At 39.8% G+C, this 25,213-nt stretch carries 23 protein-coding genes, 1 riboswitch and 1 other annotated feature; of the genes, 14 read left to right on the top strand and 9 right to left on the bottom strand.

Features of this window, described 5'->3' with window-relative positions:
- Positions 1-51: 51 nt before the first annotated feature.
- The 3 genes from MKZ25_RS14110 (at position 52) to MKZ25_RS14100 (ending at position 1,657) form a co-directional block, all read left to right on the top strand.
- The gene (locus tag MKZ25_RS14110) at positions 52-360 is read left to right on the top strand and encodes a transposase (RefSeq protein WP_340802093.1); all 309 of its coding nucleotides are present in this window, start codon (positions 52-54) and stop codon (positions 358-360) included.
- A gap of 66 nt (positions 361-426) precedes the next feature.
- The gene (locus tag MKZ25_RS14105; RefSeq protein ID WP_340802092.1) at positions 427-894 is read left to right on the top strand and encodes an NUDIX hydrolase; all 468 of its coding nucleotides are present in this window, start codon (positions 427-429) and stop codon (positions 892-894) included.
- On the top strand, positions 878-1,657 hold the full coding sequence (locus MKZ25_RS14100; RefSeq protein ID WP_340802091.1) for an alpha/beta hydrolase family protein: 780 nt from the start codon (positions 878-880) through the stop codon (positions 1,655-1,657). The genes MKZ25_RS14105 and MKZ25_RS14100 overlap by 17 nt, the downstream gene beginning before the upstream one ends.
- 289 nt (positions 1,658-1,946) lie before the next feature.
- Here MKZ25_RS14100 and pckA read toward each other — a convergent pair whose 3' ends face one another.
- Entirely contained in the window at positions 1,947-3,533 is a 1,587-nt protein-coding gene (gene pckA, locus MKZ25_RS14095) for a phosphoenolpyruvate carboxykinase (ATP) (RefSeq protein ID WP_340802090.1), read from the bottom strand.
- Positions 3,534-3,731: 198 nt separating this feature from the next.
- A riboswitch (SAM riboswitch) is annotated at positions 3,732-3,847 on the top strand.
- A gap of 264 nt (positions 3,848-4,111) precedes the next feature.
- Here pckA and metK point away from each other — a divergent pair.
- On the top strand, positions 4,112-5,308 hold the full coding sequence (metK, locus tag MKZ25_RS14090) for a methionine adenosyltransferase (protein ID WP_340802089.1): 1,197 nt from the start codon (positions 4,112-4,114) through the stop codon (positions 5,306-5,308).
- A gap of 104 nt (positions 5,309-5,412) precedes the next feature.
- Here metK and MKZ25_RS14085 read toward each other — a convergent pair whose 3' ends face one another.
- Positions 5,413-5,925 (bottom strand): gamma carbonic anhydrase, encoded by a 513-nt coding sequence (locus MKZ25_RS14085; RefSeq protein ID WP_251686428.1) that lies wholly within the window; start codon positions 5,923-5,925, stop codon positions 5,413-5,415.
- Between the two features lie 253 nt (positions 5,926-6,178).
- Here MKZ25_RS14085 and MKZ25_RS14080 point away from each other — a divergent pair, with 253 nt between their 5' ends.
- Positions 6,179-6,982, top strand: a complete 804-nt coding sequence (locus MKZ25_RS14080) for an alpha/beta hydrolase (protein ID WP_340802088.1) — start codon at positions 6,179-6,181, stop codon at positions 6,980-6,982.
- A gap of 129 nt (positions 6,983-7,111) precedes the next feature.
- Positions 7,112-8,575: an alanine/glycine:cation symporter family protein gene (locus MKZ25_RS14075; RefSeq protein ID WP_340802087.1), complete on the top strand. Its 1,464-nt coding sequence runs from the start codon at positions 7,112-7,114 to the stop codon at positions 8,573-8,575.
- Positions 8,576-8,593: 18 nt separating this feature from the next.
- Here MKZ25_RS14075 and MKZ25_RS14070 read toward each other — a convergent pair whose 3' ends face one another.
- The 3 genes from MKZ25_RS14070 to MKZ25_RS14060 are packed head-to-tail and all read right to left on the bottom strand — an operon-like array spanning position 8,594 to position 10,577.
- Positions 8,594-9,001 (bottom strand): pyrimidine dimer DNA glycosylase/endonuclease V, encoded by a 408-nt coding sequence (locus MKZ25_RS14070; protein ID WP_340802086.1) that lies wholly within the window; start codon positions 8,999-9,001, stop codon positions 8,594-8,596.
- A 41-nt stretch (positions 9,002-9,042) separates the two neighbouring features.
- The gene (locus MKZ25_RS14065) at positions 9,043-9,624 is read right to left on the bottom strand and encodes a class I SAM-dependent methyltransferase (protein WP_340802085.1); all 582 of its coding nucleotides are present in this window, start codon (positions 9,622-9,624) and stop codon (positions 9,043-9,045) included.
- Complete coding sequence (locus MKZ25_RS14060) at positions 9,621-10,577, bottom strand: TIGR01212 family radical SAM protein (RefSeq protein WP_340802084.1); 957 nt, start codon at positions 10,575-10,577, stop codon at positions 9,621-9,623. The genes MKZ25_RS14065 and MKZ25_RS14060 overlap by 4 nt, the downstream gene beginning before the upstream one ends.
- A 133-nt stretch (positions 10,578-10,710) precedes the next feature.
- Between MKZ25_RS14060 and MKZ25_RS14055 the strand changes: the two genes are divergently transcribed.
- The 3 genes from MKZ25_RS14055 to MKZ25_RS14045 all read left to right on the top strand — a co-directional run bounded on the left by MKZ25_RS14055 (position 10,711) and on the right by MKZ25_RS14045 (position 15,270).
- Positions 10,711-11,880 (top strand): MDR family MFS transporter, encoded by a 1,170-nt coding sequence (locus MKZ25_RS14055; protein WP_340802083.1) that lies wholly within the window; start codon positions 10,711-10,713, stop codon positions 11,878-11,880.
- 51 nt (positions 11,881-11,931) lie between these two features.
- Positions 11,932-12,146, top strand: a binding site (T-box leader).
- Positions 12,147-12,258: 112 nt separating this feature from the next.
- A complete protein-coding gene (gene leuS / locus MKZ25_RS14050; protein ID WP_340802082.1) occupies positions 12,259-14,673 on the top strand; it encodes a leucine--tRNA ligase in 2,415 nt (804 codons plus the stop codon).
- 162 nt (positions 14,674-14,835) lie between these two features.
- Positions 14,836-15,270, top strand: a complete 435-nt coding sequence (locus MKZ25_RS14045) for a CoxG family protein (protein ID WP_340802081.1) — start codon at positions 14,836-14,838, stop codon at positions 15,268-15,270.
- Between the two features lie 167 nt (positions 15,271-15,437).
- Here MKZ25_RS14045 and MKZ25_RS14040 read toward each other — a convergent pair whose 3' ends face one another.
- Positions 15,438-16,385 (bottom strand): nuclease-related domain-containing protein, encoded by a 948-nt coding sequence (locus MKZ25_RS14040; protein WP_340802080.1) that lies wholly within the window; start codon positions 16,383-16,385, stop codon positions 15,438-15,440.
- A gap of 336 nt (positions 16,386-16,721) precedes the next feature.
- On the opposite strand from MKZ25_RS14040, the gene trhA reads away from it, so the two are divergent.
- Positions 16,722-17,363 (top strand): PAQR family membrane homeostasis protein TrhA, encoded by a 642-nt coding sequence (trhA, locus tag MKZ25_RS14035; RefSeq protein ID WP_340802079.1) that lies wholly within the window; start codon positions 16,722-16,724, stop codon positions 17,361-17,363.
- Between the two features lie 40 nt (positions 17,364-17,403).
- On the opposite strand, the gene MKZ25_RS14030 is transcribed toward trhA, so the two are convergent.
- Both MKZ25_RS14030 and MKZ25_RS14025 read right to left on the bottom strand, forming a co-directional pair.
- Positions 17,404-18,219, bottom strand: a complete 816-nt coding sequence (locus tag MKZ25_RS14030) for a cysteine methyltransferase (RefSeq protein ID WP_340802077.1) — start codon at positions 18,217-18,219, stop codon at positions 17,404-17,406.
- Positions 18,220-18,307: 88 nt separating this feature from the next.
- Entirely contained in the window at positions 18,308-19,561 is a 1,254-nt protein-coding gene (locus MKZ25_RS14025; protein WP_340802076.1) for a BaiN/RdsA family NAD(P)/FAD-dependent oxidoreductase, read from the bottom strand.
- A gap of 262 nt (positions 19,562-19,823) precedes the next feature.
- On the opposite strand from MKZ25_RS14025, the gene MKZ25_RS14020 reads away from it, so the two are divergent.
- On the top strand, positions 19,824-21,440 hold the full coding sequence (locus tag MKZ25_RS14020; RefSeq protein ID WP_340802075.1) for a putative polysaccharide biosynthesis protein: 1,617 nt from the start codon (positions 19,824-19,826) through the stop codon (positions 21,438-21,440).
- Positions 21,441-21,490: 50 nt separating this feature from the next.
- The gene (locus tag MKZ25_RS14015; RefSeq protein ID WP_340802074.1) at positions 21,491-22,201 is read left to right on the top strand and encodes a pseudouridine synthase; all 711 of its coding nucleotides are present in this window, start codon (positions 21,491-21,493) and stop codon (positions 22,199-22,201) included.
- A gap of 193 nt (positions 22,202-22,394) precedes the next feature.
- On the opposite strand, the gene MKZ25_RS14010 is transcribed toward MKZ25_RS14015, so the two are convergent.
- Positions 22,395-22,616, bottom strand: a complete 222-nt coding sequence (locus tag MKZ25_RS14010) for a DeoR family transcriptional regulator (protein WP_008408196.1) — start codon at positions 22,614-22,616, stop codon at positions 22,395-22,397.
- A gap of 326 nt (positions 22,617-22,942) precedes the next feature.
- Between MKZ25_RS14010 and pepV the strand changes: the two genes are divergently transcribed.
- Both pepV and dat read left to right on the top strand, forming a co-directional pair.
- Positions 22,943-24,337, top strand: a complete 1,395-nt coding sequence (gene pepV / locus MKZ25_RS14005; RefSeq protein WP_340802073.1) for a dipeptidase PepV — start codon at positions 22,943-22,945, stop codon at positions 24,335-24,337.
- A gap of 19 nt (positions 24,338-24,356) precedes the next feature.
- Positions 24,357-25,208: a D-amino-acid transaminase gene (dat, locus tag MKZ25_RS14000; protein WP_340802072.1), complete on the top strand. Its 852-nt coding sequence runs from the start codon at positions 24,357-24,359 to the stop codon at positions 25,206-25,208.
- Positions 25,209-25,213 lie beyond the last annotated feature (5 nt).

Below are 25,213 nucleotides of genomic sequence, written 5' to 3'. Positions count from 1 at the left end.
CAATGTATAAACGAGATTATTGCAGACCACCTTAACTATGAGGTGAGAATAATGGAAAAAAATAATGTTTATATATCCGTCGCCAATTTAACCTGCAATTTGCATCCGGGATCATCCTATGAATTCGTATTGAAAATGGAACCTTTAAAAGCGCGAGTATTTATGAAACTGTTCAATCAGATGCAACAGTTGGAGGCGTCAAATGCCTTTCGCGCCCATATGCCGTTTATTCCATATCATTTGGACAGATTAAATCATGAGATCGACCACCGTCTAAAAAAAGTCTATGCCCTCATTCATGAATTCGGTGATGAGGAAGCGAAGAAATTCGTAGAGCAACTGCCGTACTTTACTCGCTAATTAGGCGATTTGATTGAACGGGAGACATCTGTTCGTTACACTGTATAGTAGGAGTTGAGCGAAAAGATGTTTACATTTATCGATGAAAATAATTTAAAAGTAGATTTAAGATTTGATGAAGGTCCTTTCGAAGTTGAACCTAAGCATGTATTGGCACTCGTGCAATATGAGGGGAAATGGCTATGCACGATTCATCATCGTCGTGGCGTAGAGTTTCCAGGCGGCAAGCAGGAGCCCGGCGAAACATTATACGAAGCGGCTATCCGTGAAGTTTACGAAGAAGCAAATGTGGTCATAGAAGATGTAAAATGGTTTGCCTACTATATTGTGCATGATGAGATTCCCTTTTGCAAAGCGGTCTTTACTGCTAAAGTAAAGGACATTGAGCCTTTTACGGGAGACCATGAAACAGAAGGCATGTTATGGCTGACAGAAGAAGAACTTTGGCAGCAGCCAAAATTAAGTTTTTATATGCGGGATGCAGGAATGAAAAAGATGTTGCAGGAAGTGAAAAATCATGAACGACAATGGTAAGATTTTTTCGATACGCAATTACCCGTCACCCAATCCTCATATCCGATTAGATGAAATCACGTATTGGTCACAAGGGCTGCGTGTAAAAGGATTATTGGCGCGTCCTAAAGTCTCTGGTACATATGAGGCGCTTTTATATTTGCGTGGGGGACTCCAATCAATCGGCATGGTCAGACCTGCACGCATTGCTCAATTTGCGATGCAAGGCTTCGTTGTATTTGCCCCGTATTATCGGGGAAATCGCGGAGGGGAAGGTAAGGACGAATTTGCCGGCGATGACCGTTATGATGCGGTTAACGGCATAGAAGTCCTGAAACAATTTATTCAGGTAGACAAAGTGAATTTATATGGTTTTTCCCGCGGCGGGTTAATGGTATTGTGGACAGCGATTTTACGTAATGATATTAAATCGCTCGTAACTTGGGCAGGTGTATCGGATGCAACAGCGACATATTGGGAACGTGTTGATATGCGGCGCGGCTTAAAAAGAATAGTAGGCGGTACTCCAAATAAAGTACCGGAAAACTATGATAACCGTACACCATTATTTGAAATCGATAAACTTCAAAACCCCGTACTTATTATTCATGGAACAGAAGATCAGCATGTTGATATAGAGCATGCCTATAAATTGGAGCAGTACTTAAAAAAAGAAGGGAAATCTGTTGTGACATGGTACTCATCCGGATTAAAGCATCATTATCCTCCAAACCTAAACCGTGACACTGTGAAAAACTTATGTGAATGGATGAAACGCCAATAGATACACAACAAAAAAGGGCAGGGACATAAGTAGAATTATTGTTAAATAAGAGGAAAGCCTTTATTAAGAAACGGATATATTGCAAAATTGATTGGAATGGAGGGCGACTCCTGCGGGAATAGCGTGACGCCTGAGACTACAGGCTCAGGCCACGCCCGCGGAAAGCGTCCCGGAATGGAAATCAATTTTAACGCGCAGCAAAAAAACGCTATTTTTCTCAGAGAAAAATAGCGTTTTTGGGGTTATGTCCAAGTCTCTTTCAGTTGAATAAACATAGCTGATTAGTAAATTATACTAATGGGCCGCCTTTTTGAACGATTGTTTCATCAACATTCTCGAATTTCTTGAAATTGTTTTTGAACAGTTCAGCAAGTTCAGCAGCTTTTTTGTCATATGCAGCTTTGTCTGCCCATGCATCACGAGGGTTTAATACGTTAGATGGTACACCTTCCACTGCTACTGGGATGTTTAATCCGAATACAGCATCTTTTGTAGTATCAACGTTATTTAATTGCCCTTCAATTGCAGCACGGACCATTTTACGTGTGTATGAAAGCTTCATACGGCTACCTACACCGTATTCGCCACCAGTCCAACCAGTGTTTACTAGGAATACTTGTGAACCGTGCTCATCAATTTTCTTACCTAATTGCTCTGCATAAACTGTTGCAGCAAGCGGTAGGAATGGAGAACCGAAGCATGTAGAGAATACTGGTTCCGGCTCTGTTACACCACGTTCCGTTCCGGCAAGTTTAGAAGTGAAGCCGCTTAGGAAGTGATACATTGCCTGCTCTTTAGTCAATTTAGAGATAGGAGGTAATACACCAAATGCATCGGCTGTTAAGAAGACGATTGTATTTGGATGCCCTGCTACTGATGGTAAGACAATATTGTCGATAAAGTCGATTGGGTAAGCGACACGTGTGTTTTCAGTTAATGAGCCGTCTGCATAGTCGCATTCGCGTGATTCAGGGTCTACCGCAACGTTTTCCAATACTGAACCAAAGCGGATCGCATTGTAGATTTCCGGCTCATTTTCAGCGGATAGGTTGATCGTTTTAGCATAGCAACCACCTTCAATGTTGAATACACCGTTGTCAGACCAGCCGTGCTCGTCATCACCAATTAATTTGCGGTCTTTGTCAGCTGATAACGTTGTTTTCCCTGTACCGGATAAACCGAAGAATAATGCTACATCGCCTTCTTCACCAACGTTAGCAGAGCAGTGCATTGGGAAGATACCTTGTTCAGGTAACAAGTAGTTCATAATACCGAAGATGGACTTCTTCATTTCGCCAGCGTACTCAGTTCCGCCAATTAAGATGATTTTCTTTTCGATAGATGTTATAATGAACGTTTCCGATCCAGTACCGTCTACTTCCGGATCTGCTTTGAAGTTTGGTGCAGATACGATTGTAAACTCGGCAACGTGTTTAGCCAATTCGTCTGCTGTTGGGCGGATGAATAATTGATGACAGAATAGATTATGCCAAGCATATTCGTTAATTACTTTAATAGATAATTGAGACTCTTTGTCTGCACCAGCAAAACCGTTGAATACATATAACTCGTCGCGCTCTTTTAAGTAATTTACAACTTTTACATAAAGTTTATCAAATACTTCTGCTGAGATCGGACGGTTTACTTTACCCCAATCGATTTTGTCCTTTGAAATTTCTTCTTCTACTATATATTTATCTTTAGGAGAGCGGCCAGTATATTTGCCTGTTTCGGCACGTAATGCGCCTTCAACTGTTAGCGTTGCTTCTCCACGTGATGTAGCTTTTTCAATTAGTTGTGGAACAGATAATTGAGTTTTGATATTTTCCCCGTTTAAAAGTTCTTTCAGCTCGTTAGCAATTTCTACCGAATTCATCTATTAAATACCATCCTTTTTTATAGTATTCCCTTATAGAGGGGAGTTGATTCCTAATTCAAAAATAGTATAACACATTAAGTGAAATAATCTATACTAATTGCAAATTATTTTTTCGCAATTTTTTACGTATCGAAAAAAGTCAAAATTTGTTGACAGCACTTGCTTTTTTGCGTAAGATGTTTAATTGAACGGATACTCTTATCCCGAGCTGGTGGAGGGGCAGGCCCTATGAAACCCGGCAACCTGCGTATATTTTATACGTGTTGGTGCCAACCTGATGCAAGGGCAAAATTTCCCTTGAACGATAAGAGTGAAAGGTAACGAAACGTAATATCCTTTCCTCACGTGTGATGAACACGGCTATGAGAGAAAGGATTTTTTTTATTTTGATTTACAATTTCGTGCTAAGCGAAAATTAGATAGTTACAGCCTTTCAGACCCTCGTGTTAAAGCAAATATAGCTTGACGTTAAAAAGCGGATACGCATTTGTGTAATTGCTGCAATATAACGGACATGGGTAATGAGTACCGTATCAATAAAAAACAATTGCCAAAGTGATTTAGGAGGAAATGACATGACAAATCGTCGACTGTTTACATCAGAAAGTGTAACGGAAGGACATCCGGATAAAATTTGTGACCAAATTTCGGATGCCATTTTAGACGCTATTTTAGCTGCAGATCCAAATGCACGTGTAGCTTGTGAAACTACGGTAACAACAGGCTTAGTATTAGTATCTGGTGAAATTACAACTTCTACTTATGTAGATATGAAAGGTATTATACGCGATACAGTAGCAGAAATCGGCTATACACGCGGTAAGTACGGCTTTGATGCTGAAAACCTTGCAGTACTAGTAGCTGTAGGAGAACAATCACCTGACATTGCACAAGGTGTTGACCAGGCTTTGGAAGCACGCGAAGGATCAATGACAGAGGACGAACTTGAAGCAATCGGTGCCGGTGACCAAGGTTTAATGTTCGGTTATGCATGTAACGAAACTCCCGAACTTATGCCGATGCCTATTTCTTTAGCTCATAAACTAGCGCGTCGTTTAACAGAAGTACGTAAATCAGGCCAATTGGAATATTTGCGTCCGGATGGTAAAACACAAGTAACAATCGAATACGATGAAAACAATGAGCCTGTTCGTGTGGATACAATCGTTATTTCAACACAGCACGATGAAGAAGCAACATTGGAACAAATCCAAACAGATATTAAGGAACACGTTATTAAACCGGTAGTTCCTGCTCATTTATTGGATGGAGCTACAAAGTACTTCATCAACCCAACAGGTCGATTCGTAATCGGCGGCCCTAAAGGAGATGCAGGACTTACAGGTCGTAAAATTATCGTTGATACTTACGGTGGTTATGCACGTCACGGTGGCGGAGCATTCTCTGGTAAGGATGCAACGAAAGTTGACCGCTCTGCAGCATATGCAGCACGCTATGTTGCTAAAAACATTGTAGCAGCGGGCTTAGCAGACCGTGCTGAAGTGCAGTTGGCGTATGCAATCGGTGTTGCACAACCTGTTTCAATCGCAGTTGATACGTTTGGTACAGGAAAAGTAGCAGAATCACAAATCGTAAACTGGGTTCGTGAACTTTTCGATTTACGTCCTGCAGGCATTATTAAAATGCTTGATTTACGACGCCCTATCTATAAACAAACAGCAGCATACGGACATTTCGGCCGCACAGATTTGAATGTGCCATGGGAAAATACGGATAAAGCAGCTGAATTAAAAGCAAAAGCAGGAATTTAATAAAAAAAGGAGCATCCAGATAAATGGATAGCTCCTTTTTTATGATTTCCAGTAAACATCCTATATTATAGGTAGAGATTTCGACTAACAATATGATTGTGAAACTATTTCTGAAGGGATTTATAGTATTGTCCTTTCGCCACATATTCGGAAATAATCCGATCCATATCTGCGCGATCTTCAGCTGTTACTTCACGCACAACTTTTGCCGGGCGCCCCATCGCCAAACAATTGGGAGGAATCACTTTTCCGGGTGGTACTAGACTGCCGGCACCGATAAACGCTCCTTCGCCTATAACTGCCCCGTCCAGTATGATGGAACCCATACCAACTAAAGCGCGTTTCTTAATTGTACAGCTATGTAATGTAACTTGATGGCCTACTGTTACTTCATCTTCAATGATGAGAGGGTAAGCGGGACTTTGGTGAAGGCAGCTCAAATCCTGGATGCTGACACGGTCGCCAATTATAGTTTTGTTCACATCGCCGCGGATTACCGTGTTAAACCAAATTGAAGTTTCGGCCCCGATTGTTACGTCACCGGTAATTGTGGCATAATCGGCAATGAATGCAGAAGGGTGGATTGTCGGTATTTTATCCTTATAGGGGTAAATCATTTTCATTTCCTCATTTCTTCTATAGAATTGTAGATAAATCTATAGATATCGTAACAAAACGTGAAGAATTTTCAATTAACATTTCTTTTGAATCGGAATGTATTATAATTAAACGAATAAATAGTAATATAATGATGCCGATATTAAAGAAGGTGCAACATCATAACTTTTTGATATCGGCAAACTCAGACTTAATTTTAAAGGTCTCGTGTTTATGTCATAAAAATAATTTATATGTAAAAGGAGTATGGCCATGTGGAAATGGGAAACAGAGCAACAACCAAAAGCCGTAGTCGTTATTATTCATAGCGCATATGAACATCATCGGTGGTACGCATGGTTAATCGAAAAGTTCCGCAGTTCCCACTTTCATGTTGTAATGGGGGATTTGCCGGGACATGGAGAGCAAGGAAAGTATACAAAGTATCATGACGAAGATTTTAAAGAATATTACAAGTATACAAAAGTGTTGTTGAAAGTGGCACTTGAATATAACTTACCGCTATTTATCGTAGGCAATGGGCTGGGGGCTGCAATCGCTGCGTATGTGCTCCAGAACAATAAAATAGAATGTGCGGGTGTTGTTTTAACATCCCCTTGGTTTAATTTAAAACTGGCACCGGGAAAATTGTCGAATGCTTTATCGAGCTTCAGCGCCATTACTTCGAATGTTAAGCTGAAACATGAGTTGGAGCCTTACCACCTTACCCGGAATACAGATGTGTTAATGGAGCTGAAAGAACAACTGCCGTTAACGAGTATGGTGACCGTGAAATGGTATCGCGACTGGCAGCAGATGACACGGACAATACGTAACCCGGAATTGAAGTTTCCGGATATCCCTGTATTATTAATGACGGGTGAAAATGATAAAGTAACAGACATCAGTACATCAAAAAAGTGGATTACTGAGCATACGCTTTCCGAGTTTCACTACAAACAGTGGAAGGGCTGCCTTCATAGCCTGTATTTTGAATTGGAACGGGAAGATGTCTTTAAATTTACGATTGATTATATTAACAATGTTTTAAGAGATTTGGGATATATTATTGAATAGAAATAAACCTAACAAAATTGCAATTTGTTAGGTTATTTTTTTTAAAATAAAAAAATATATCGAAATTTTGGAATATTTGTAATATACTAAATTTCGAATTAATACATTATTTCAACAAGGGGGTATAACATGGATTTTTTGAATGATTTTGTAGGATGGGCCAATGATATTTTATGGGGTCCAGTAATGATTTATGGTATTTTAATCGTTGGTTTGTTCTTCTCAATCCTTACAAAGTTTGCACAAGTCAGGTTAATTGGAGACATGTTCAAGCTAATGTTTAAGGGAGAAAAGTCGGAAGCAGGAGTATCTTCGTTCCAAGCACTATCGATCGCATTATCAGGTCGTGTAGGTACCGGGAACATCGTAGGTACAGCAACTGCTATTGCATTCGGTGGACCGGGTGCAGTGTTCTGGATGTGGGTTACAGCATTTATCGGAGCATCGACGGCGTATATGGAGTCGACATTAGCCCAGATTTACAAAGAGAAAAAAGATGGGCAATATCGAGGTGGTCCGGCATTCTACATTGAAAAAACAACTGGAATTCGTGCATTAGGAGTTATTTTTGCTGTGGCAATGATCGCATCCGTCGCATTTTTAATGCCTGGTGTTCAGGCAAATGCCATTGCAGGTGCGGTTGATAATGCATTCGGGATTGAACCATGGATTACAGGTCTTGTTACGATTCTTTTATTAGCAGTCATTATTTTTGGTGGTGTTAAGCGAATTGCAAATGCAGCGCAAATTTTAGTACCATTCATGGCATTAGCTTATTTGTTAGTAGCAGGTATTATTATTATTATGAATATTACAGCTGTGCCTGAAGTATTTGCTTTAATTTTCCGTAGCGCTTTCGCTACAGATGCTGTATTTGGCGGGATGATTGGTAGTGCGATTTTCTGGGGAGTAAAACGTGCCATCTACTCAAATGAAGCCGGTCAAGGTACTGGACCGCATCCGGCGGCAGCTGCAGAAGTTTCGCATCCTGCTAAGCAAGGATTGGTACAGGCGGCTTCAGTTTATATTGATACAATCTTAGTATGTTCTGCAACAGCATTAATGATTTTATTCATGGGAACTTACAATGTCCATGAAGGTAGTCAGGACGGGGCTCTGATCGAGGCGAAAATGGATGAGACGATTACGTATTCAGGCTTTACACAAGCTGCTGTAAATGATGCGTTCCCATCATTGAATAACTTTGGTTCAGGGTTTGTCGCAATTTCATTATTCCTATTTGCATTCACTACATTAATGGCATACTACTATATTGCTGAAACGAATGTTTCATATATGTTCAATGGAAGTGCAAGACGGATCGGTATCTTCTTAATGAAATTCGTGTTATTGGCTTCGGCATTTTACGGTACAGTTAAAACATCCGATTTAGCTTGGGCATTCGGTGATGTCGGTTTAGGATTAACGGTATGGATTAACGTCATTATGCTATTATTCATCATGAAGCCGGCTCTCATTGCACTGAAAGATTATGAGCAACAGAAAAAAGAAGGAAAAGACCCAGTATTTGATCCGAAAAAACTCGGTATTAAAAATGCAGATTTCTGGGAGACATATAAGAGAGATCAATAGAATAAAAGGAGCAGCTCTTTAAAAAGCTGCTCCTTTTTTCATTGAGTAATACTGCTGCAATGCTTCGAACTGTTCGGTAGTAAAATCTTTTTGGCCGCGAATATACTTTTCATATAAATTGTAGTAGCAAATTGTTAAATATTCATCATTATGATGCCGGCTGTATGGCGGATAGTTTTCGGGAATACGAAGATCGGCAAAATAACGATCCATCTTATCGATTGTACGAATCGTAAAGCCGCGGGCACGCATTTCCTCCAGAACGATTTGTGTATAAATATATAAATCCTCTTTCGGGTACTCGTAAATATAATTGATCAGTACATGATTGTCTTCCTTCACGAAAATGCTGTTCAGCTCACGCCACTGGGCAAGCAGCTGACTTTTCGGAATAAAAGGGATTAACTCGGTATGCCATAAACGCATTATTTCACCTCATTAAAGATATGAAAAAGAGCTAAGAAAACTTAGCCCTCTATCGGAAATTCTTTTACTTTTTCTAACGCAATGATAAACGGGGGATTATTTTTCTGATTCATAAACTCATAGCGTAAAACATGTACATGTTTTTGCGGTAAATCACTTACATAGCGAATCACTTCATCGCGCTCGTCTTTTCCGCCTTCATGCCCATGATAAACGACTAAAACGATCATTCCTCCAACTTTTAACAGCTTTAATAGACTTTCAATGGCTTGGATCGTAGTATTCGGCTTTGTCACAATTTCATGATTGCTGCCTGGCAGATACCCAAGATTGAAAATTGCGGCTGAAACAGGCTTGTGAATATAGTTTGCTACATTTTCATGCCCGTCTTTTAAAACGATTGCCCGGTGTTCAAGTGCATTGTCGAGCAGACGGTGCAGTGTGGCATCAACCGCTTCCTTTTGTACGTCAAACGCATATACATAGCCGTCATCTCCAACGAGATTTGCCAGAAAAAGCGTATCATGTCCATTTCCTGCTGTTGCATCTACCGCAATATCACCTTCGGAAACGGACATTTCCAATAAGGTTTGGGCATATTGAAGAACACGTTCTAATTTCATTTTGTCACATCCGCCTTATAAAACTTACCTTGGTAAGAACCGCGACGTTCCAGCTCCGCATCGATTCCGTTCAGAACTTCCCATTTGTTGACAGACCACATCGGACCGATCATTAAATCGATCGGACCATCTCCTGTAATACGGTGGACGATCATTTCAGGCGGAATAATTTCCAGCTGATCTGCAACGAGCTGAATATAAGCATCCTTTTCCATAAACTCCAGCATGCCTTTTTCGTATTGCTTCACAAGCGGTGTTCCTTTTAAAAGGTGCAGCAGATGGATTTTAATTCCTTGTACATCAAGTTTTGCCACTTCACGGGCTGTTTCCATCATCATCTCGTAATCCTCTAAAGGCAATCCGTTAATAATATGTGTTACGACACGAATGCCATGCTTGCGCAGTTTGTTAACACCTTCTACATATGTAGCGTAATCATGTGCGCGGTTAATTAAATTCGCTGTTTTTTCATGAACCGTTTGAAGCCCCAGTTCAACCCATAAATACGTACGCTCATTTAACTCAGCCAAATATTCTACAACATCATCCGGAAGGCAATCTGGTCTTGTTGCAATCGAAAGCCCCATTACTCCTTCACATGCAAGTGCGGCTTCGAATTTTTCCTTTAAAACTTCCAGTGGAGCATGTGTGTTTGTATACGCCTGGAAGTACGCCATAGTTAAGCCGTCTTTCCATTTGTTCTCCATTTTTGCTTTGATCTTTTCGAACTGTACGGGAATCGGATCGACTTTACTGCCTGCAAAGTCTCCTGATCCTGCTGCCGAACAGAATGTACAACCGCCAAAAGCGACCGTACCGTCACGGTTTGGGCAATCGAACCCGGCATCCAAAGCAACCTTGTAAACTTTTTTTCCGAATTCATTTCGTAAATAGCGGTTCCATGTATAATAACGTTTCCCGTCTGACGGGAAAGGGAAATTTGTTTCAGTCATTCCTTGTTCACTCCTCTAACGTATTATTCTAACACGGACAGAACATCGTGTCCTACTAGAAATCTTTTTCTTGTACAATTTCCTGTTAAAGAATAAACTAGTAAATTGAGCAAATATTGAAGGAGGAAGTTGAGTGCCGAAACAAGTATGGTTTTTAATTATTGGCACATTCGTAAATACGGTCGGAAATTCATTTTTATGGCCTTTAAATAGTATTTATATTCATGATCATTTAGGAAAATCTTTAACTACCGCTGGAATTGTCCTCATGCTAAATTCATTGGCAGGTGTGTTCGGCAATCTAGTGGGCGGTTATTTATTTGATAAATTAGGTGGCTATAAAGCAATTTTAATTGGGGTTGTATTTAATTTAATCTCAATCACTCTGTTGACCATTTGGCATGACTGGCCGCAGTACATTGTATTTTTAACGATGTTGGGCTTTAGTGGAGGGATTGTATACCCGGCGATTTATGCGATAGCAGGGAGTGCCTGGCCAGAAGGGGGTCGACGTGCGTTTAATTCGATCTTCTTGGCCAACAACGTAGGGGTCGCAATTGGTCCGGCACTGGCAGGTATTGTTGCCGATATTAAATTTGACTATGTATTTAGTGCGAATCTATTTTTCTATTGTGTATTTTTTGTGCTTGTCATCACGACCTATAAGCGGTTTGATATGAGGGGACTGACCACTAAACCGTTCTCAGGTAATGAGACAAAAAGAAGAAACAGGGGACCGATTGTGGCAATCAGTATATTAAGTATTTCGTTAATTGTCTGCTGGTTGAGCTACTCTCAATGGAGTGCGACCATTTCTTCTTATACACAAGGGCTGGGAATGAGCCTGTCCGAATACAGTTTACTATGGACGATCAACGGCTTCATGATCGTTGCAGTTCAACCGATTATCCGCCCGCTTGTCACACGCTGGGAAAACAAAATAAAACATCAGCTGGTGCTTGGGCTCATATTGATGTCGCTATCCTATATCGTTGTTTATTTTGCCCAGGACTTTAAGATGTTTGCTGCGGCGATGGTCATTTTGACGTTCGGGGAAGTATTCTTTACACCGGTAATTCCGATGATTGCCAATAAATTGGCGCCACATGGACAAGAAGGTTTCTATCAAGGGCTCGTCAATAGTGCATCAACAATTGGACGGATGATCGGGCCTGTGTTTGGCGGGTTAATGGTAGATTTATATGGTATGCAAATTTTAATGCTTATATTATCGATACTCATTGTCATCGCAATTATTCCTTGTCTGGTGTTTGATCGTACGCTAAGAAAAGAACAAACATAAAACAGTTACTTGTACTTTTGTGCTGAATTCGTTAAAATGAATGAAATAATAATATTGACTGTGATGAGGAATAGTAAACGGATGCACTTTATAGAGAGCTGGCGGCAGGTGGAAGCCGGTAAGTGTCAAGTTGAACTCGCCTCGGAGTTTGCTTTAGTGAAGTAATAGTAGCTAATGGCCGTGTATTCGCGTTAAGAAATGAAGCTGAGTGCTGCGTCACTAATTTGGGTGGTACCGCGGGAGTAAAAATACCTCTCGTCCCTTCTTATCATAAGATGGGACGGGATTTTTTTATTTTTTAAATATTCTGTTAAATCATTGATAATGCGCCTAAAATACATAAACCACAGCAAGAATATATTTTAAGGAGGAATTATTGTGAGTTTTAATCATCAGCAAATTGAAAAAAAGTGGCAAACGTTCTGGGATGTCAATAAAACATTCAAAACTGAAAATGAAATGGATAAGCCGAAGTTCTATGCATTGGATATGTTCCCGTATCCATCAGGTGCGGGTCTGCACGTAGGACACCCTGAAGGCTATACAGCGACAGATATTCTATCACGTTTTAAACGTATGCAAGGCTATAATGTTCTTCATCCAATGGGCTGGGATGCATTCGGTCTACCTGCAGAGCAATATGCACTTGATACAGGAAATGACCCGGCTGAATTTACGGCAAAAAACATCGCGACATTTAAACGTCAAATTAATGAGCTGGGCTTCTCTTATGACTGGGACCGTGAAATTAATACAACGGATCCGTCATATTACAAATGGACGCAATGGATTTTCACGAAGTTAGTGGAAATGGATTTAGCATATGTAGATGAAGTGGCAGTAAACTGGTGTGAAGCATTAGGTACAGTACTTGCAAACGAAGAAGTAATCGACGGAGTTTCTGAGCGTGGCGGTCACCCGGTAGTACGTCGTCCGATGCGACAATGGGTACTGCGTATTACAAAGTATGCAGACCGTTTAGTCGATGATTTAGTCGATGTTGACTGGCCGGAATCAATCAAGGAAATGCAACGTAACTGGATCGGCCGTTCTGAAGGCGCACAAGTGAAATTCACAGTTGCTGACACAGACAAAAACTTCGAAGTATTCACAACACGCCCGGATACATTATTTGGTGCGACATACTGTGTATTAGCTCCAGAGCATAAATTAGTAGCTGAAATTACTACTGCGGAGCAAAAACAAGCGGTAGAAGCATACTTGGAAAAAGTATCATTGAAATCTGATTTGGAACGTACGGACTTAGCAAAAGAAAAAACAGGTGTATTCACAGGTGCTTATGCAGTGAATCCGATCAACGGTAAGCAAGTGCCGATCTGGATTGCGGATTATGTATTGGCAACATACGGAACTGGTGCAATTATGGCTGTTCCTGCACATGATGAGCGTGACTATGAATTCGCGAAAGAGTTCGATTTAGAAATTATTCCGGTTCTTGAAGGCGGAGACATCGAGAATGAAGCATTCACTGGAGACGGTGCGCACATTAACTCGGACTTCTTAAACGGATTAAACAAAGCGGACGGCATTGCGAAGGCAATCGAATGGTTAGTGGAAAATGGTGTAGGGGAAAAGAAAATTACTTACCGTCTACGCGACTGGTTATTCAGCCGTCAACGTTATTGGGGTGAACCAATTCCAGTCATTCACTGGGAAGATGGCACAATGACTACGATTCCTGTAGAAGAGCTGCCATTGGAATTACCGAAAACAACAAATATCCGTCCTTCAGGTACAGGTGAATCACCACTTGCAAATATTGAAGAATGGGTGAATGTAGTCGATCCGGTAACAGGCAAAAAAGGACGCCGTGAGACGAATACTATGCCGCAATGGGCTGGATCATCATGGTACTTCCTGCGCTATATCGATCCGAAAAATGATCAGGCGCTTGCAGATCCGGAATTATTAAAACACTGGCTTCCGGTCGATATTTATATCGGTGGTGCAGAGCACGCGGTACTTCACTTGCTATACGCGCGCTTCTGGCATAAAGTGCTTTATGATCTAGGACTTGTTCATACGAAAGAACCGTTCCAAAAGTTATTTAACCAAGGGATGATTCTAGGTGAAGGCAATGAAAAAATGTCTAAATCAAAAGGCAACGTAGTAAACCCGGATGACATCATCGCTTCACACGGTGCAGATACTTTACGTTTATACGAAATGTTCATGGGGCCATTGGAAGCTTCTGTTGCATGGAGCACGAACGGTCTTGACGGGGCACGTCGTTTCCTAGATCGCATTTGGCGTCTATTCGTAACAGATGAAGGAAAGCTGGCTGCAAAAATTCAGGATTCTTCTGATACGACATTGGAAAAAGTGTATCACCAAACTGTGAAAAAAGTGACGGAAGACTATGAAGGCATTCGCTTCAACACAGCGATTTCACAAATGATGGTCTTCATTAATGATTGCTATAAAGCGGAAGTAATTCCGACAGAATATGCAAAAGGCTTCGTGAAGCTTTTATCACCAATCGCACCGCATATTGCCGAAGAACTTTGGTCAATTTTAGGACATGAAGATACAATTACGTATGCAACATGGCCAACATTCGATGAGTCGAAACTAGTAGACGATGAAATCGAAGTTGTTGTACAAGTTTTAGGTAAGGTACGTGCAAAAGTAACGGTAGCTAAAGATATTACTAAAGAAGAGCTGGAAAAAGTTGCTTTAGCAGACAGCAAAGTACAAGAATTTATCGAAGGAAAAACAGTTGTGAAAGTAATTGTCATCCCGGGTAAATTAGTCAATATCGTTGTTAAATAATAAATAAAATAAATGCACGGTGTTTTCATAAAAAATCACCGTGCATTTTTATTTAGATCTTGCATGAAAAGCTAAAATAACTATGTTGTCCACACGGTTTCTATGTAATACTAGAATAGTAAATGGTCACATTAAATGAATTGAAGAAAGAAGTGTAACAACATGGCACAAGCATCACATTCAGTACAAATTCCGGTTAGCCAGGATAAAGTATGGGCTTTTGTAAGTAAAATTGAAAAATGGGCTGTATTAGTTCCGGCTTACAAAGAGCATAAAGAACTGGATGCCCAAACATCACATTGGACATTCGAAGGAAACTTTAAAGGCTTAAAGAAAAAAGTTGAAATCGAGATTAAAATTGTCGAAATGAATGAGCCTTCTAAAATCAAATTCGAGATTACGGGGCTATCGGATAATATTAAAGGCGGCGGTGAATTTACAGCCGAGCCGAAAGATGGCAGTACATATATGACAGGTACAGTTGAAGTAACTGCCGGCGGTCTTTCAGGTGCAGTATTAAATCCGGCTATTAAAGTATTATTGCCGAAAGTAACGACTCGCTTAACAGAAAAAATCGCTCGTCATATTCAAGCGTAATGACCGCAAAACCCTACCGGAAAAATATATCCGGTAGGGTTTTTTAGTCAGAGGTACCGGGAATTTTACCAAAAATGGAGGGAATTTAGCCAATACCTGTAATGATTTAGTCAATGGGGACTCTTATTTAGCCAACGGACGCTGTTATTTTGCCAATGCTTCTCATATTAGTCATCGCCCTTATAATAAATATCTTCAGGAATTAGATAATAGCGGCCTTTTGTTGCACCATACTTCTCTAAATTGAGCTTCGACAATATTTTTGAAGCAGCAAAAGTACTTTTTATGCCCGTAAATTCACGAAAATCTTTATTTGAAATACGAGGACTGATCAGCACCCGGTAATGATGCAGTGCTTCAAATAAAGCTGCCCGGGATTTTGAGTGGCATTTTTCGCATTGCCAAATTCCGCGCTGATAATGCATCCGGCTTATATACTCGCATTTTTGGCATAACACACCCGTTTTTAACCGGCAGCGTGAAATGGCTTTTCTGGCAGGCAAAGGCTGTATTAACATTTTCAGTTGGGAGCATATATACGCTATATTGACCTTTTTATGGTTATTTTCCGCATAAAGTTTTTCTAAATGACGAGGCAATCCGCTTAAATGGATAATCGGGAAACCTTCCAATGAGATGTCAAGCTCTGCGCGGTAATTGGCTATCACAACTAATTGAAGGACGGGCATCGTTATATTTAATTTTTGTAAAAATTGTTTGATAAAAAGTTTATGGCGGTACACTTGATCAAAGGGATTTGGAAAGTTGTCGCGCGTTTGATTTTCTGTTATGCGGGTAAATTCGTGAAAAACAGGCTTATAATAGAGTTTTCCTGAAAGTTGTTTTACCTCGAAAATGAGGATGAAATACGGAGTAATGAGCAGGGCATCGATTTGATGGGTAAAACCGCGGTCATTTACACATTCAAAGTTATAAAAAATAGAATAATCGCTTTTAAATGGGAAATCTTTTAGGGCATTTTTCAGCTTTTTTTCACCTGCAAACCCGGCTTTCATACGGTAAAATTCTTCTTGAAATGCGACAGCTTCCGGATCATTTGGGAGAATCCGCTGGATGGCTGCTTCAATGAATAAATAATGATTCGATTTTTTCAAAAAAACACCTCCAAATCAATTCTATATAGCCTATTTCTTGAATGGAAGTGAATTGCCGAAACTTCCTTTTTTAAAAATCTTTCATACGGATATTGTCTGTTTATCATGCACAATTCATCGTAAATCATTAATCTAGTCAATAAACGGAGGGATTTAGTCACTATAAGGATGAATTTAGTCAATACTTTAATGAATTTAGTCAACAGAACATATTATTTAGTCATAATAAAAGGTTTCCAGCAAATCCATGATAAATATCATATGTAAAGTATGACAAGTTCTTCTATAACAACTGGATACATTTTTTTATAATTGAACAATGAAAGAGGTGGCTTTATGACACAAATCATGATGGAACAAAGTGGATATAGTACAAAAGAAGAATTTTGGAATGGGCTGACACACGGAGTTGCCGCATTGCTGACAATTCCCGCAACATTGCTGTTAGTAAACAAAGCCCAGCATCAAGGCACAACATTAGAGCTTGTCAGCTATATTATTTTTGGTATCTCCATGTTTTGCCTGTATTTTGCTTCAACGATGTATCATTCATGGCCGAAACATAAAACATTTCTGAAAAAGCTCGATCACAGCTCAATATTTTTACTGATTGCAGGAACATATACACCGATCGTATTAGTCGCAATTGGCGGCAAATTAGGTTGGACAATCTTTGCGGTTCAATGGATTTTAGCAGCAATCGGTATTGTGCTGAAACAATTTTTTGTTTACCGTTTTAAATTACTGTCACTGTTTGTTTATATCGGGATGGGCTGGCTTATTATTTTTGTTGCCAAGCCGTTATTTGCACACATAGGCATCGCAGGCTTTGCCACATTATTAATCGGTGGGCTTTCGTATACGGTCGGCACTTACTTTTACAAAAATGACCGCATTCCGTACAACCATGCAATTTGGCACTTATTTGTTATGGGCGGCAGTGTGGCGATGTTCTTCGCAATTTACTTATATGTATAAATCAAAAGAGTCAATCCCGCTATTGGGGATTGACTCTTTTTCATATACTCGCTGTAAACTTTTCGATTAAATCCTGTAAATAATCGTCGTACTGTTCTTCGTTGCGTTTTTTCATTTCTTCCAAAACCTGATTTAAAAATGTTTTGTTCTCCATGAACTGATCCGGCAACGTTTCATATAGTAGCTGATGATGGTAATTTTCCTGATCCAAATATAGCTCAAAATAATAGCCGAGCTTTTCGTCTTCATTGAACATATGCATCATGCAATCTACTTCATAGCATTGCATAATAAAATCATGTTTAAAGCCCACCTGAACGGTGAATCCAATATGACCGCCTTCACCATCTAATTTAAATGAATCCATATCTGAAATCATTTGATTTTTATGCGCGAGCCAGTACAGTTTATTTGCCTGACGGTTTGTCGTAAAGCTTGTAATCCCTTTCGGCGCATTTTCAATGAAGAAATGCTTTGCCAGTTTTGCTTGCACCGCCTCTTCGATTGATGAAGAAGAAGCAATTTTATCGAGCTGTTGACAGACGATTAGCAATAGTGCCGGACTTTTTTGCAAATGTTCAACAATCTTTTTTAATTGTGTCGGGCACACATTTGGGATATTGACTAAATCGACAGCCAAAGTCATGCCGACACCTTGTTTATTTAAGCCGAGTATCAAATATAATGGAACACTTTTCGCATAGGAGTCATTTTTTTCGACATAGCAAAAAACACGAATGGAAAAGGTGAATTCATCTTTATTACGATTGCTTATTTTAGTGCAAGATAAATGCGTTTGCATTAGCTCATCTGATGCTAAATAAAGCATGGTCTGGTTATTTTGAGAATTATTCATCGTGCCGTATCCTCCTGAGTGTACATACCTCTTATGATACTAGGGAATGATGAGCAGTTCTAGTATTTTTCGATTAAAATCAGAAATGTTACTGTTGACCCGCACTCATACCCGCAATTCGACCTGTTACAAGCGCGGAAGTAATATTATAACCCCCTGTATAACCGTGAATATCCAAAATCTCACCACAGAAGTAGAGTCCCTGTTTTTTCTTGGAAGCCATTGTTTTTGGTTCTATTTCTTTTACCGAAACACCGCCCCCTGTAACAAATGCTTTTTCAATCGGTTGGGTACCGTGAACGTCCATCGTAAATGCGACAAGTTCACGTGCAAAATTGCGAATCTTCTCCTGAGATAATTCTATGCCTGTTAACTGTGCGTCAATACCTGCACGCTCCATTAAAAATAAGAGCCAACGTTCCGGAACAAGTGATTTCCATAAGTTTTTCACCGCTTTTTTCGGATCTTCCTTAATTGTGTTATTTAACATTTGGAAACATGTTTCTTCGTTATACTCCGGTAATGATTGAATTCGTACTTGTACGGGTGCGCTGCCAGATTTCAGCTGTTCTTTTACAATAAACTGGCTGCATCGTAAAATGGCAGGACCGCTTAAACCGAAGTGTGTAAACAGCATATCCATCTGATGTGTTACAAGAACTTTTCCTTTTTTATTCAGAACAGAGACTGCGGCATCGCGTAATGCCAGCCCTTGTAGCTCACGTGATTGAATGAACGGTTCCTTTGATGTTACCGGAACTTCTGTAGGGTAAAGCGTAGTAACCGTGTGACCTGCACGTTCCGCCCACGGATAACCGTCTCCAGTTGAGCCTGTTTGAGGAACAGCTTTACCACCGACTGCTACAACAACAGCATTTGTACGGATTTCTTCGCCACTTTCCAATCGTACACCATATATTTTTTCATCATCCATGAGCAATTTATTAACTGCCGTGTGTAAACGGACTTCCACCTTTAATCGTTTCATTTCATTGACAAGTGCATCAACGACATCTTGTGCGCGGTTGGATACAGGGAACATACGCCCGTGATCTTCTTCTTTTAATGCCACGCCAAGTCCTTCGAAAAATGCAATAATATCTTCATTATTATAAACGGTAAAGGGGCTATATAAAAAGCGTCCGTTTCCGGGTATATGTTTAATAATTTCTTCCGCTGATAGTCGATTTGTTACGTTACAGCGTCCACCGCCTGATATAGCCAATTTCTTACCAAGTTTTGAGCCTTTTTCAAGGAGGAGCACTTTTTTGTTTTGTTCGGCTGCGGCGATTGCTGCCATCAATCCTGATGGACCGCCTCCTATTACAATTACATCATACATAGATAATTTCTCACTTTCTTTTGCGATAATTTTTCGTTCAACGGATTTTTCTCTTACTTATTATACACGAAGTGAAGAAACTATTTGAGTAAATGGTCTTTCACATGTAAACTTGTAAAAGGAAATGTACGGGAACTTTTTAATGAAAGGACCGTCACAAGAAGGAAGTTAAATAATGTAAATAAATAACTTGCTTTACGAACTCGTATTGTAAGTGAATTGTTATACAGAGAGAATTTCATATAGAACGGTAGGTTATTTCATGTCTTCATTAATGAAAGGAACAGCCATATTAACAATCGGGTTGTTTCTATCAAAGCTTTTAGGGTTAATTTATATTTTCCCGTTTTATGCCATTGTAGGTGAAGATAATATTGCTTTATACAATTACGCTTACATTCCCTATAATATTATGTTGAGTATTGCCATCGCGGGACTGCCGATTGCAGTATCAAAATTCGTATCGAAATATAATGCGCTCGGGGATTTCGATGCCGGCCGCAGACTTGTAAAAACAGGTGCTTTACTGATGACGCTTACAGGAATTGTAGCGTTTATTTTAATGAATCTGCTGGCAACGCCGCTGGCAAATATAGTGATTGGCAGTGAAGAACAGACATTTACTGTGGAGCAAGTTGCGAACGTTATCCAGTGGGTGAGCTATGCATTAATTGTTGTGCCGTTTATGAGTTTAGTACGTGGCTACTTGCAAGGATACGGACATTATTTGCCGACTTCTGTTTCACAGCTGATTGAACAGATTGTGCGCATCGTCTTTTTACTAGTTGGAGCGTTCATTGTCGTCAAAGTTATGGACGGTGATGAGATAACAGCAATTAATTTCTCGGTATTTGCCGCATTTATTGGCGCGCTTGGCGGGCTTTTGACATTGTTTTATTTCTGGAAAAAGCTGCGTCCCGAGATTAAGGCTGTTCAGGTTGTAGCCCCAAGAGAACAGAGACTTCCTTATTCGGAGATGTACAAAGAAATATTTAAATATTCGATTCCTGTTGTATTCGTCGGATTGGGGGGGTCATTATTCCAGCTTATCGATTTGCTGACATTTAATCGTGCAATGCATGCCAGTGGAATTCCGGCGGAAATTTATGAGCCGTATTTTACAATGCTTAACTTGTTAACTCAAAAAATTGTCATGATTCCAGTTGTTTTGGCTACAGGCTTTTCGATGGCCATTATTCCGACGGTGACGAAATTTTATACGCAGGGCAATTTGCAGCAAGTACATAGTTCGATGGATAAAACGTATCAAGTACTGCTGTTTATTACTGTACCTGCAGCGATCGGAATTTCAATTTTAGCGGAAGATTTATATCATTTCTTCTATTCCTACAGCGAAATGGGAACACAAGTATTAAGTCACTACGCACCGCTTGCCATTTTCTTTGCTCTATTTTCAGTAACTGCTGCTATGTTACAGGGGGTCAATTACCAAAAGTGGGTAATCTTCAGTTTACTTGTCGGCTTGCTTACAAAAACAATTTTAAATACACCGCTTATTCATCTTATGTCGGTTGATGGTGCTATTTTAGCGACAGCACTTGGCTATGGAGCGACAATCGCAATCAATATTTTTGTTCTGAAAAAAGTGACAGATTACGATGCGACAGTTGTTTTACGACGTATTCTACTAATTATTATTTTGACAATCGCGATGGCGTTAGCGGTATGGATTACACATATTGTTTTAACAGCGATTGCTCCGGCCACTACGAAAATGCTGGCACTACTGTATGCAATTATTTGTGCAGGGGTCGGTGCGATTCTTTATGGTGCGATATCTTATAGACTAGGGTTAGCCCAACTATTATTAGGTGAAAAATTCACAAAAATTGCACGTAAATTAAAATTAGTAAAATAAAAATGAGGACGTCTCACTAAAAGGCGTCCCCTTTTTTCATGGAGGACTTTATGCGCTTAGATAAATTACTGGCTAATATGGGCTACGGCTCAAGAAAAGAAGTTAAACTATTATTAAAGCAAAAAGCTGTAACAGTGGACGGTGTTACAGTAAATGATTCGGCAATGCATGTGAATCCTGAAAAGCAAAATGTTTCGGTATTTGGCGAGCGTGTGGAGTATGTGGAGTTTATTTATTTAATGATGAATAAACCACCGGGTGTCATTTCAGCTACAGAAGACCGTTACGATCAAACGGTCATTGATCTACTCGATCCGGCTTATCGGCATTTTGAGCCATTCCCTGTCGGTCGTTTGGATAAAGATACGGAAGGGCTGCTGCTACTTACAAATGACGGTAATTTAGCACATAATCTGCTTTCTCCTAAAAAGCATGTGCCAAAATGGTATTACGCGAAAATTGACGGAGTAGTAACGGAAGCCGATATCGAAGCATTCGCACAGGGGGTTACATTGGATGATGGCTATCATACAAAGCCCGGGGAATTGAAAATATTAATGTCTGGTGAACAATCGGAAATTGAACTGATGATCCAAGAAGGTAAATTCCATCAAGTGAAGCGCATGTTTGAGGCGGTAGGCAAGAAGGTTACGTATTTAAAACGTCTGTCGATGGGAACATTGCAGCTTGATGAAGAGTTGCCATTAGGTGAATACCGTGAGCTGACAGAACAGGAACTTGATCTTTTAACGAAAAAATAATAAACAAAGGAAAAGCGAATGCCCCGACGAAAAGGCATTCGCTTCTTTTAGTTCTATGTGTCAAGAACTAAGTGAACGCTTGCTGACTCAGCAATGTTCATAATATTTCATGTGTAACTGATCGACACCTTACGTTATGTTGGGACAATTAGTCCTTTCTCACAAAATAAAGAATCAGCCGCTTTCAAGAATTCTAAGATGTCATTTTTACTTTTTTCTTCGTCGTTGTCCATTTACCCCGACTTGGACTCATTACCAAGTCATTGAAGGCTAACACATTCAAATCTCTTTGAATGGTGCGAGGAGTGATGTTAAACTCTTCGACTAAATCCTGTGTAGTCACTTCTCCTTTATTCAGGATAAACATATACACGTCTTTAATACGATTAAGCATTCTATCAGTAGTTGGCTTCATTTCTAAAAACCACTCCTTCGATCTTAAATTCTCATGGCATAAGACTAGCGGACGACAAAATATGTGCGGAGTGCACTTAGGCTTTAGTAGTTTGCCTTAGACATCCCCTTTTCTGAAAGTTTGGTCAGAATAGATGTTCTGACACATACATTATAGCGGAAAACTAAACAGATTTCCAGAAATGAGAGACGAAAAACACTATTTTTACAGAAAATTCATATATTTAATATTCCTAGAAATAGAGATAGCAATGAATTTGTCAAATGATTATTGTAATTTTAACAAGAAGGAGTACAATAACAATATTATAAAAATGAGGTGTAGTGATGGATTGGTTACAACTGGCTCAGGAAAGAAAAGAAGAGCTTATTCAAGAATTACAGCAATTGATTCAGATAGAAAGTGTAAAAGATGAGAGTAATTTTTCTGAAATAATGCCTTTCGGTGCTGGTCCGAAAGCAGCATTGGAATTCATGCTTCAAAAAGGTATCGAGCAAGGGATGATTACAAAAAACATTGACCATATGGCCGGCCATATTGAAATGGGGCAAGGTGAAGAGCTTGTCGGTGTGCTTTGCCATGTAGATGTAGTACCTGCCGGAGATGCTGCAAGCTGGACATACCCTCCGTTTGAAGGACAAGTGGCAGATGGAAAATTATTTGGCCGTGGTGCGATTGATGACAAAGGTCCGACAATGGCTGCCTGGCTGGCGATGAAACTGATCCACGATGCGAAAATCCCTTTGAAAAAACGTGTACGTATGATTATTGGTACAGATGAAGAAAGCGGATTCCAATGCGTAACACGCTACTTCGAAAAAGAGGAAATGCCGACAATTGGTTTTGCACCTGATGCTGATTTTCCGCTAATCAACGCTGAAAAAGGTATTGCCCATTTAACGTTCTCTAGTAAAGAAAAACGATTAAGCAATGAGCAATTACTGTCATTCTATGCAGGCAGCCGCACAAATATGGTGCCGGATGAAGCAACCGCTACTTTAAAATATGCCGAAAAAAGCACAAGTGAGAATTTTCTGAAATATTTAAAAGAAAATGATGTTGAAGGTACTTTCACTAAAAATGATAATGGGATTATAATTGTTGTGAAAGGTAAATCAGCTCATGCAATGGAACCGGAAAAGGGACGAAATGCAGCGGTTTATTTAGCGAAATTTTTACAAAATGTTTTGGGGACAAAACAAAGCAAGTCGTTTGTTGATTTTATCGTCCGTGTTTTTGACAACGATCATTTTGGAACAGCATTGGACTTCCAATTTGAAGATGCGATGTCGGGACCGACAACATTAAACCCTGGAATCGTAAACTTTGATGAGCGTGGTGCGTCAATTGAAGTGAGTATGCGTTATTCGGTGACGTATCCGTTTGAAGAAAAAATAACGAAAGTACAGACGTTATTACAGCACGAAGCTTTTTCGTTAGATGTAGTGAGCAATTCAATCCCGCATTATGTAAGCGAGGAAGATGGATTGGTTCAAACATTGCTACAAGTCTATCGCAAATACAGCAATGACTATTCGAAGCCACTTTCAACTGGCGGTGGCACCTATGCGCGCGTTATGGAAAAAGGGGTAGCATTCGGAATGCTGTTCCCAGGCGAACAGGATGTTGCCCATCAGGCAGATGAATTTGTTGATATTGAAAACTTGATAAAAGCGACTGCCATTTATGCAGAAGCAATCGTAAATTTAGCAACTAACTAATTAAAAGGTGGTATTTGAGATGAGCTTTAGTTTATGGAATGATCAAATTGTAAAAAATGAAGAAGTACTGGTGGACAAGGAAGACCGCGGTTACCAATTCGGTGACGGTGTATATGAAGTCGTGAAAGTATATAATGGGGAACTGTTCACAGCAACTGAACATATTGACCGTTTTTATGACAGTGCTGAAAAGATCCGCATTACGATTCCATATACAAAAGATAAATTACACCAATTACTGCATCAACTTGTAGAAGCGAACAACATTGACACAGGTCATGTATACTTCCAGATTACACGTGGTGCCGGCCCTCGTAACCATATTTTCCCAGGTGATGATGTGAAACCGGTAATTACAGGCAATGCAAAAGAAAATCCACGCCCATTAGAAAACTTTGAAAAAGGTGTAAAAGCTACATTTGTGGAAGATATTCGCTGGTTACGTTGTGATATTAAATCACTAAACTTGCTTGGTGCGGTTCTTGCAAAACAGGAAGCTTATGAAAAAGGTTGCTATGAAGCGATTTTACACCGTGATGAAATTATTACAGAAGGTTCATCTTCAAACATTTACGGAATCAAAGAAGGTGTACTATATACACACCCAGCCAATAACCTGATTTTAAATGGAATTACACGCCAAGTAATTATTAAATGTGCAGCGGAAATCGGTCTTACTGTAAACGAACAGGCAATGACGAAAGAGCAGCTGCTTTCAATGGATGAAGTAATCGTTTCTTCAACAACATCAGAAGTAACTCCGGTTATTGAAATTGACGGTACTGTTATCGGCAACGGTACACCAGGCGAATGGACACGTAAATTACAAGCTCAATTTGAAACAAAAATTCCAAAAGGGATTAAGGCTTAATCTAT

The sequence above is a fragment of the Solibacillus sp. FSL W7-1464 genome (assembly GCF_038004425.1).
GTDB lineage: Bacteria > Bacillota > Bacilli > Bacillales_A > Planococcaceae > Solibacillus.
This window is presented reverse-complemented; position numbering and strand designations above follow the sequence as displayed.

Excerpts from the sequence above, each read along its gene's own strand:
- MKZ25_RS14110 (WP_340802093.1), top strand. The coding sequence starts at position 52 with ATGGAAAAAAATAATGTTTATATATCCGTCGCCAATTTAACCTGCAAT.
- MKZ25_RS14105 (WP_340802092.1), top strand. The coding sequence starts at position 427 with ATGTTTACATTTATCGATGAAAATAATTTAAAAGTAGATTTAAGATTT.
- MKZ25_RS14100 (WP_340802091.1), top strand. The coding sequence starts at position 878 with ATGAACGACAATGGTAAGATTTTTTCGATACGCAATTACCCGTCACCC.
- pckA (WP_340802090.1), bottom strand. The coding sequence starts at position 3,533 with ATGAATTCGGTAGAAATTGCTAACGAGCTGAAAGAACTTTTAAACGGG.
- metK (WP_340802089.1), top strand. The coding sequence starts at position 4,112 with ATGACAAATCGTCGACTGTTTACATCAGAAAGTGTAACGGAAGGACAT.
- MKZ25_RS14085 (WP_251686428.1), bottom strand. The coding sequence starts at position 5,925 with ATGATTTACCCCTATAAGGATAAAATACCGACAATCCACCCTTCTGCA.
- MKZ25_RS14080 (WP_340802088.1), top strand. The coding sequence starts at position 6,179 with ATGTGGAAATGGGAAACAGAGCAACAACCAAAAGCCGTAGTCGTTATT.
- MKZ25_RS14075 (WP_340802087.1), top strand. The coding sequence starts at position 7,112 with ATGGATTTTTTGAATGATTTTGTAGGATGGGCCAATGATATTTTATGG.
- MKZ25_RS14070 (WP_340802086.1), bottom strand. The coding sequence starts at position 9,001 with ATGCGTTTATGGCATACCGAGTTAATCCCTTTTATTCCGAAAAGTCAG.
- MKZ25_RS14065 (WP_340802085.1), bottom strand. The coding sequence starts at position 9,624 with ATGAAATTAGAACGTGTTCTTCAATATGCCCAAACCTTATTGGAAATG.
- MKZ25_RS14060 (WP_340802084.1), bottom strand. The coding sequence starts at position 10,577 with ATGACTGAAACAAATTTCCCTTTCCCGTCAGACGGGAAACGTTATTAT.
- MKZ25_RS14045 (WP_340802081.1), top strand. The coding sequence starts at position 14,836 with ATGGCACAAGCATCACATTCAGTACAAATTCCGGTTAGCCAGGATAAA.
- trhA (WP_340802079.1), top strand. The coding sequence starts at position 16,722 with ATGACACAAATCATGATGGAACAAAGTGGATATAGTACAAAAGAAGAA.
- MKZ25_RS14030 (WP_340802077.1), bottom strand. The coding sequence starts at position 18,219 with ATGAATAATTCTCAAAATAACCAGACCATGCTTTATTTAGCATCAGAT.
- MKZ25_RS14025 (WP_340802076.1), bottom strand. The coding sequence starts at position 19,561 with ATGTATGATGTAATTGTAATAGGAGGCGGTCCATCAGGATTGATGGCA.
- MKZ25_RS14020 (WP_340802075.1), top strand. The coding sequence starts at position 19,824 with ATGTCTTCATTAATGAAAGGAACAGCCATATTAACAATCGGGTTGTTT.
- MKZ25_RS14015 (WP_340802074.1), top strand. The coding sequence starts at position 21,491 with ATGCGCTTAGATAAATTACTGGCTAATATGGGCTACGGCTCAAGAAAA.
- MKZ25_RS14010 (WP_008408196.1), bottom strand. The coding sequence starts at position 22,616 with ATGAAGCCAACTACTGATAGAATGCTTAATCGTATTAAAGACGTGTAT.
- pepV (WP_340802073.1), top strand. The coding sequence starts at position 22,943 with ATGGATTGGTTACAACTGGCTCAGGAAAGAAAAGAAGAGCTTATTCAA.
- dat (WP_340802072.1), top strand. The coding sequence starts at position 24,357 with ATGAGCTTTAGTTTATGGAATGATCAAATTGTAAAAAATGAAGAAGTA.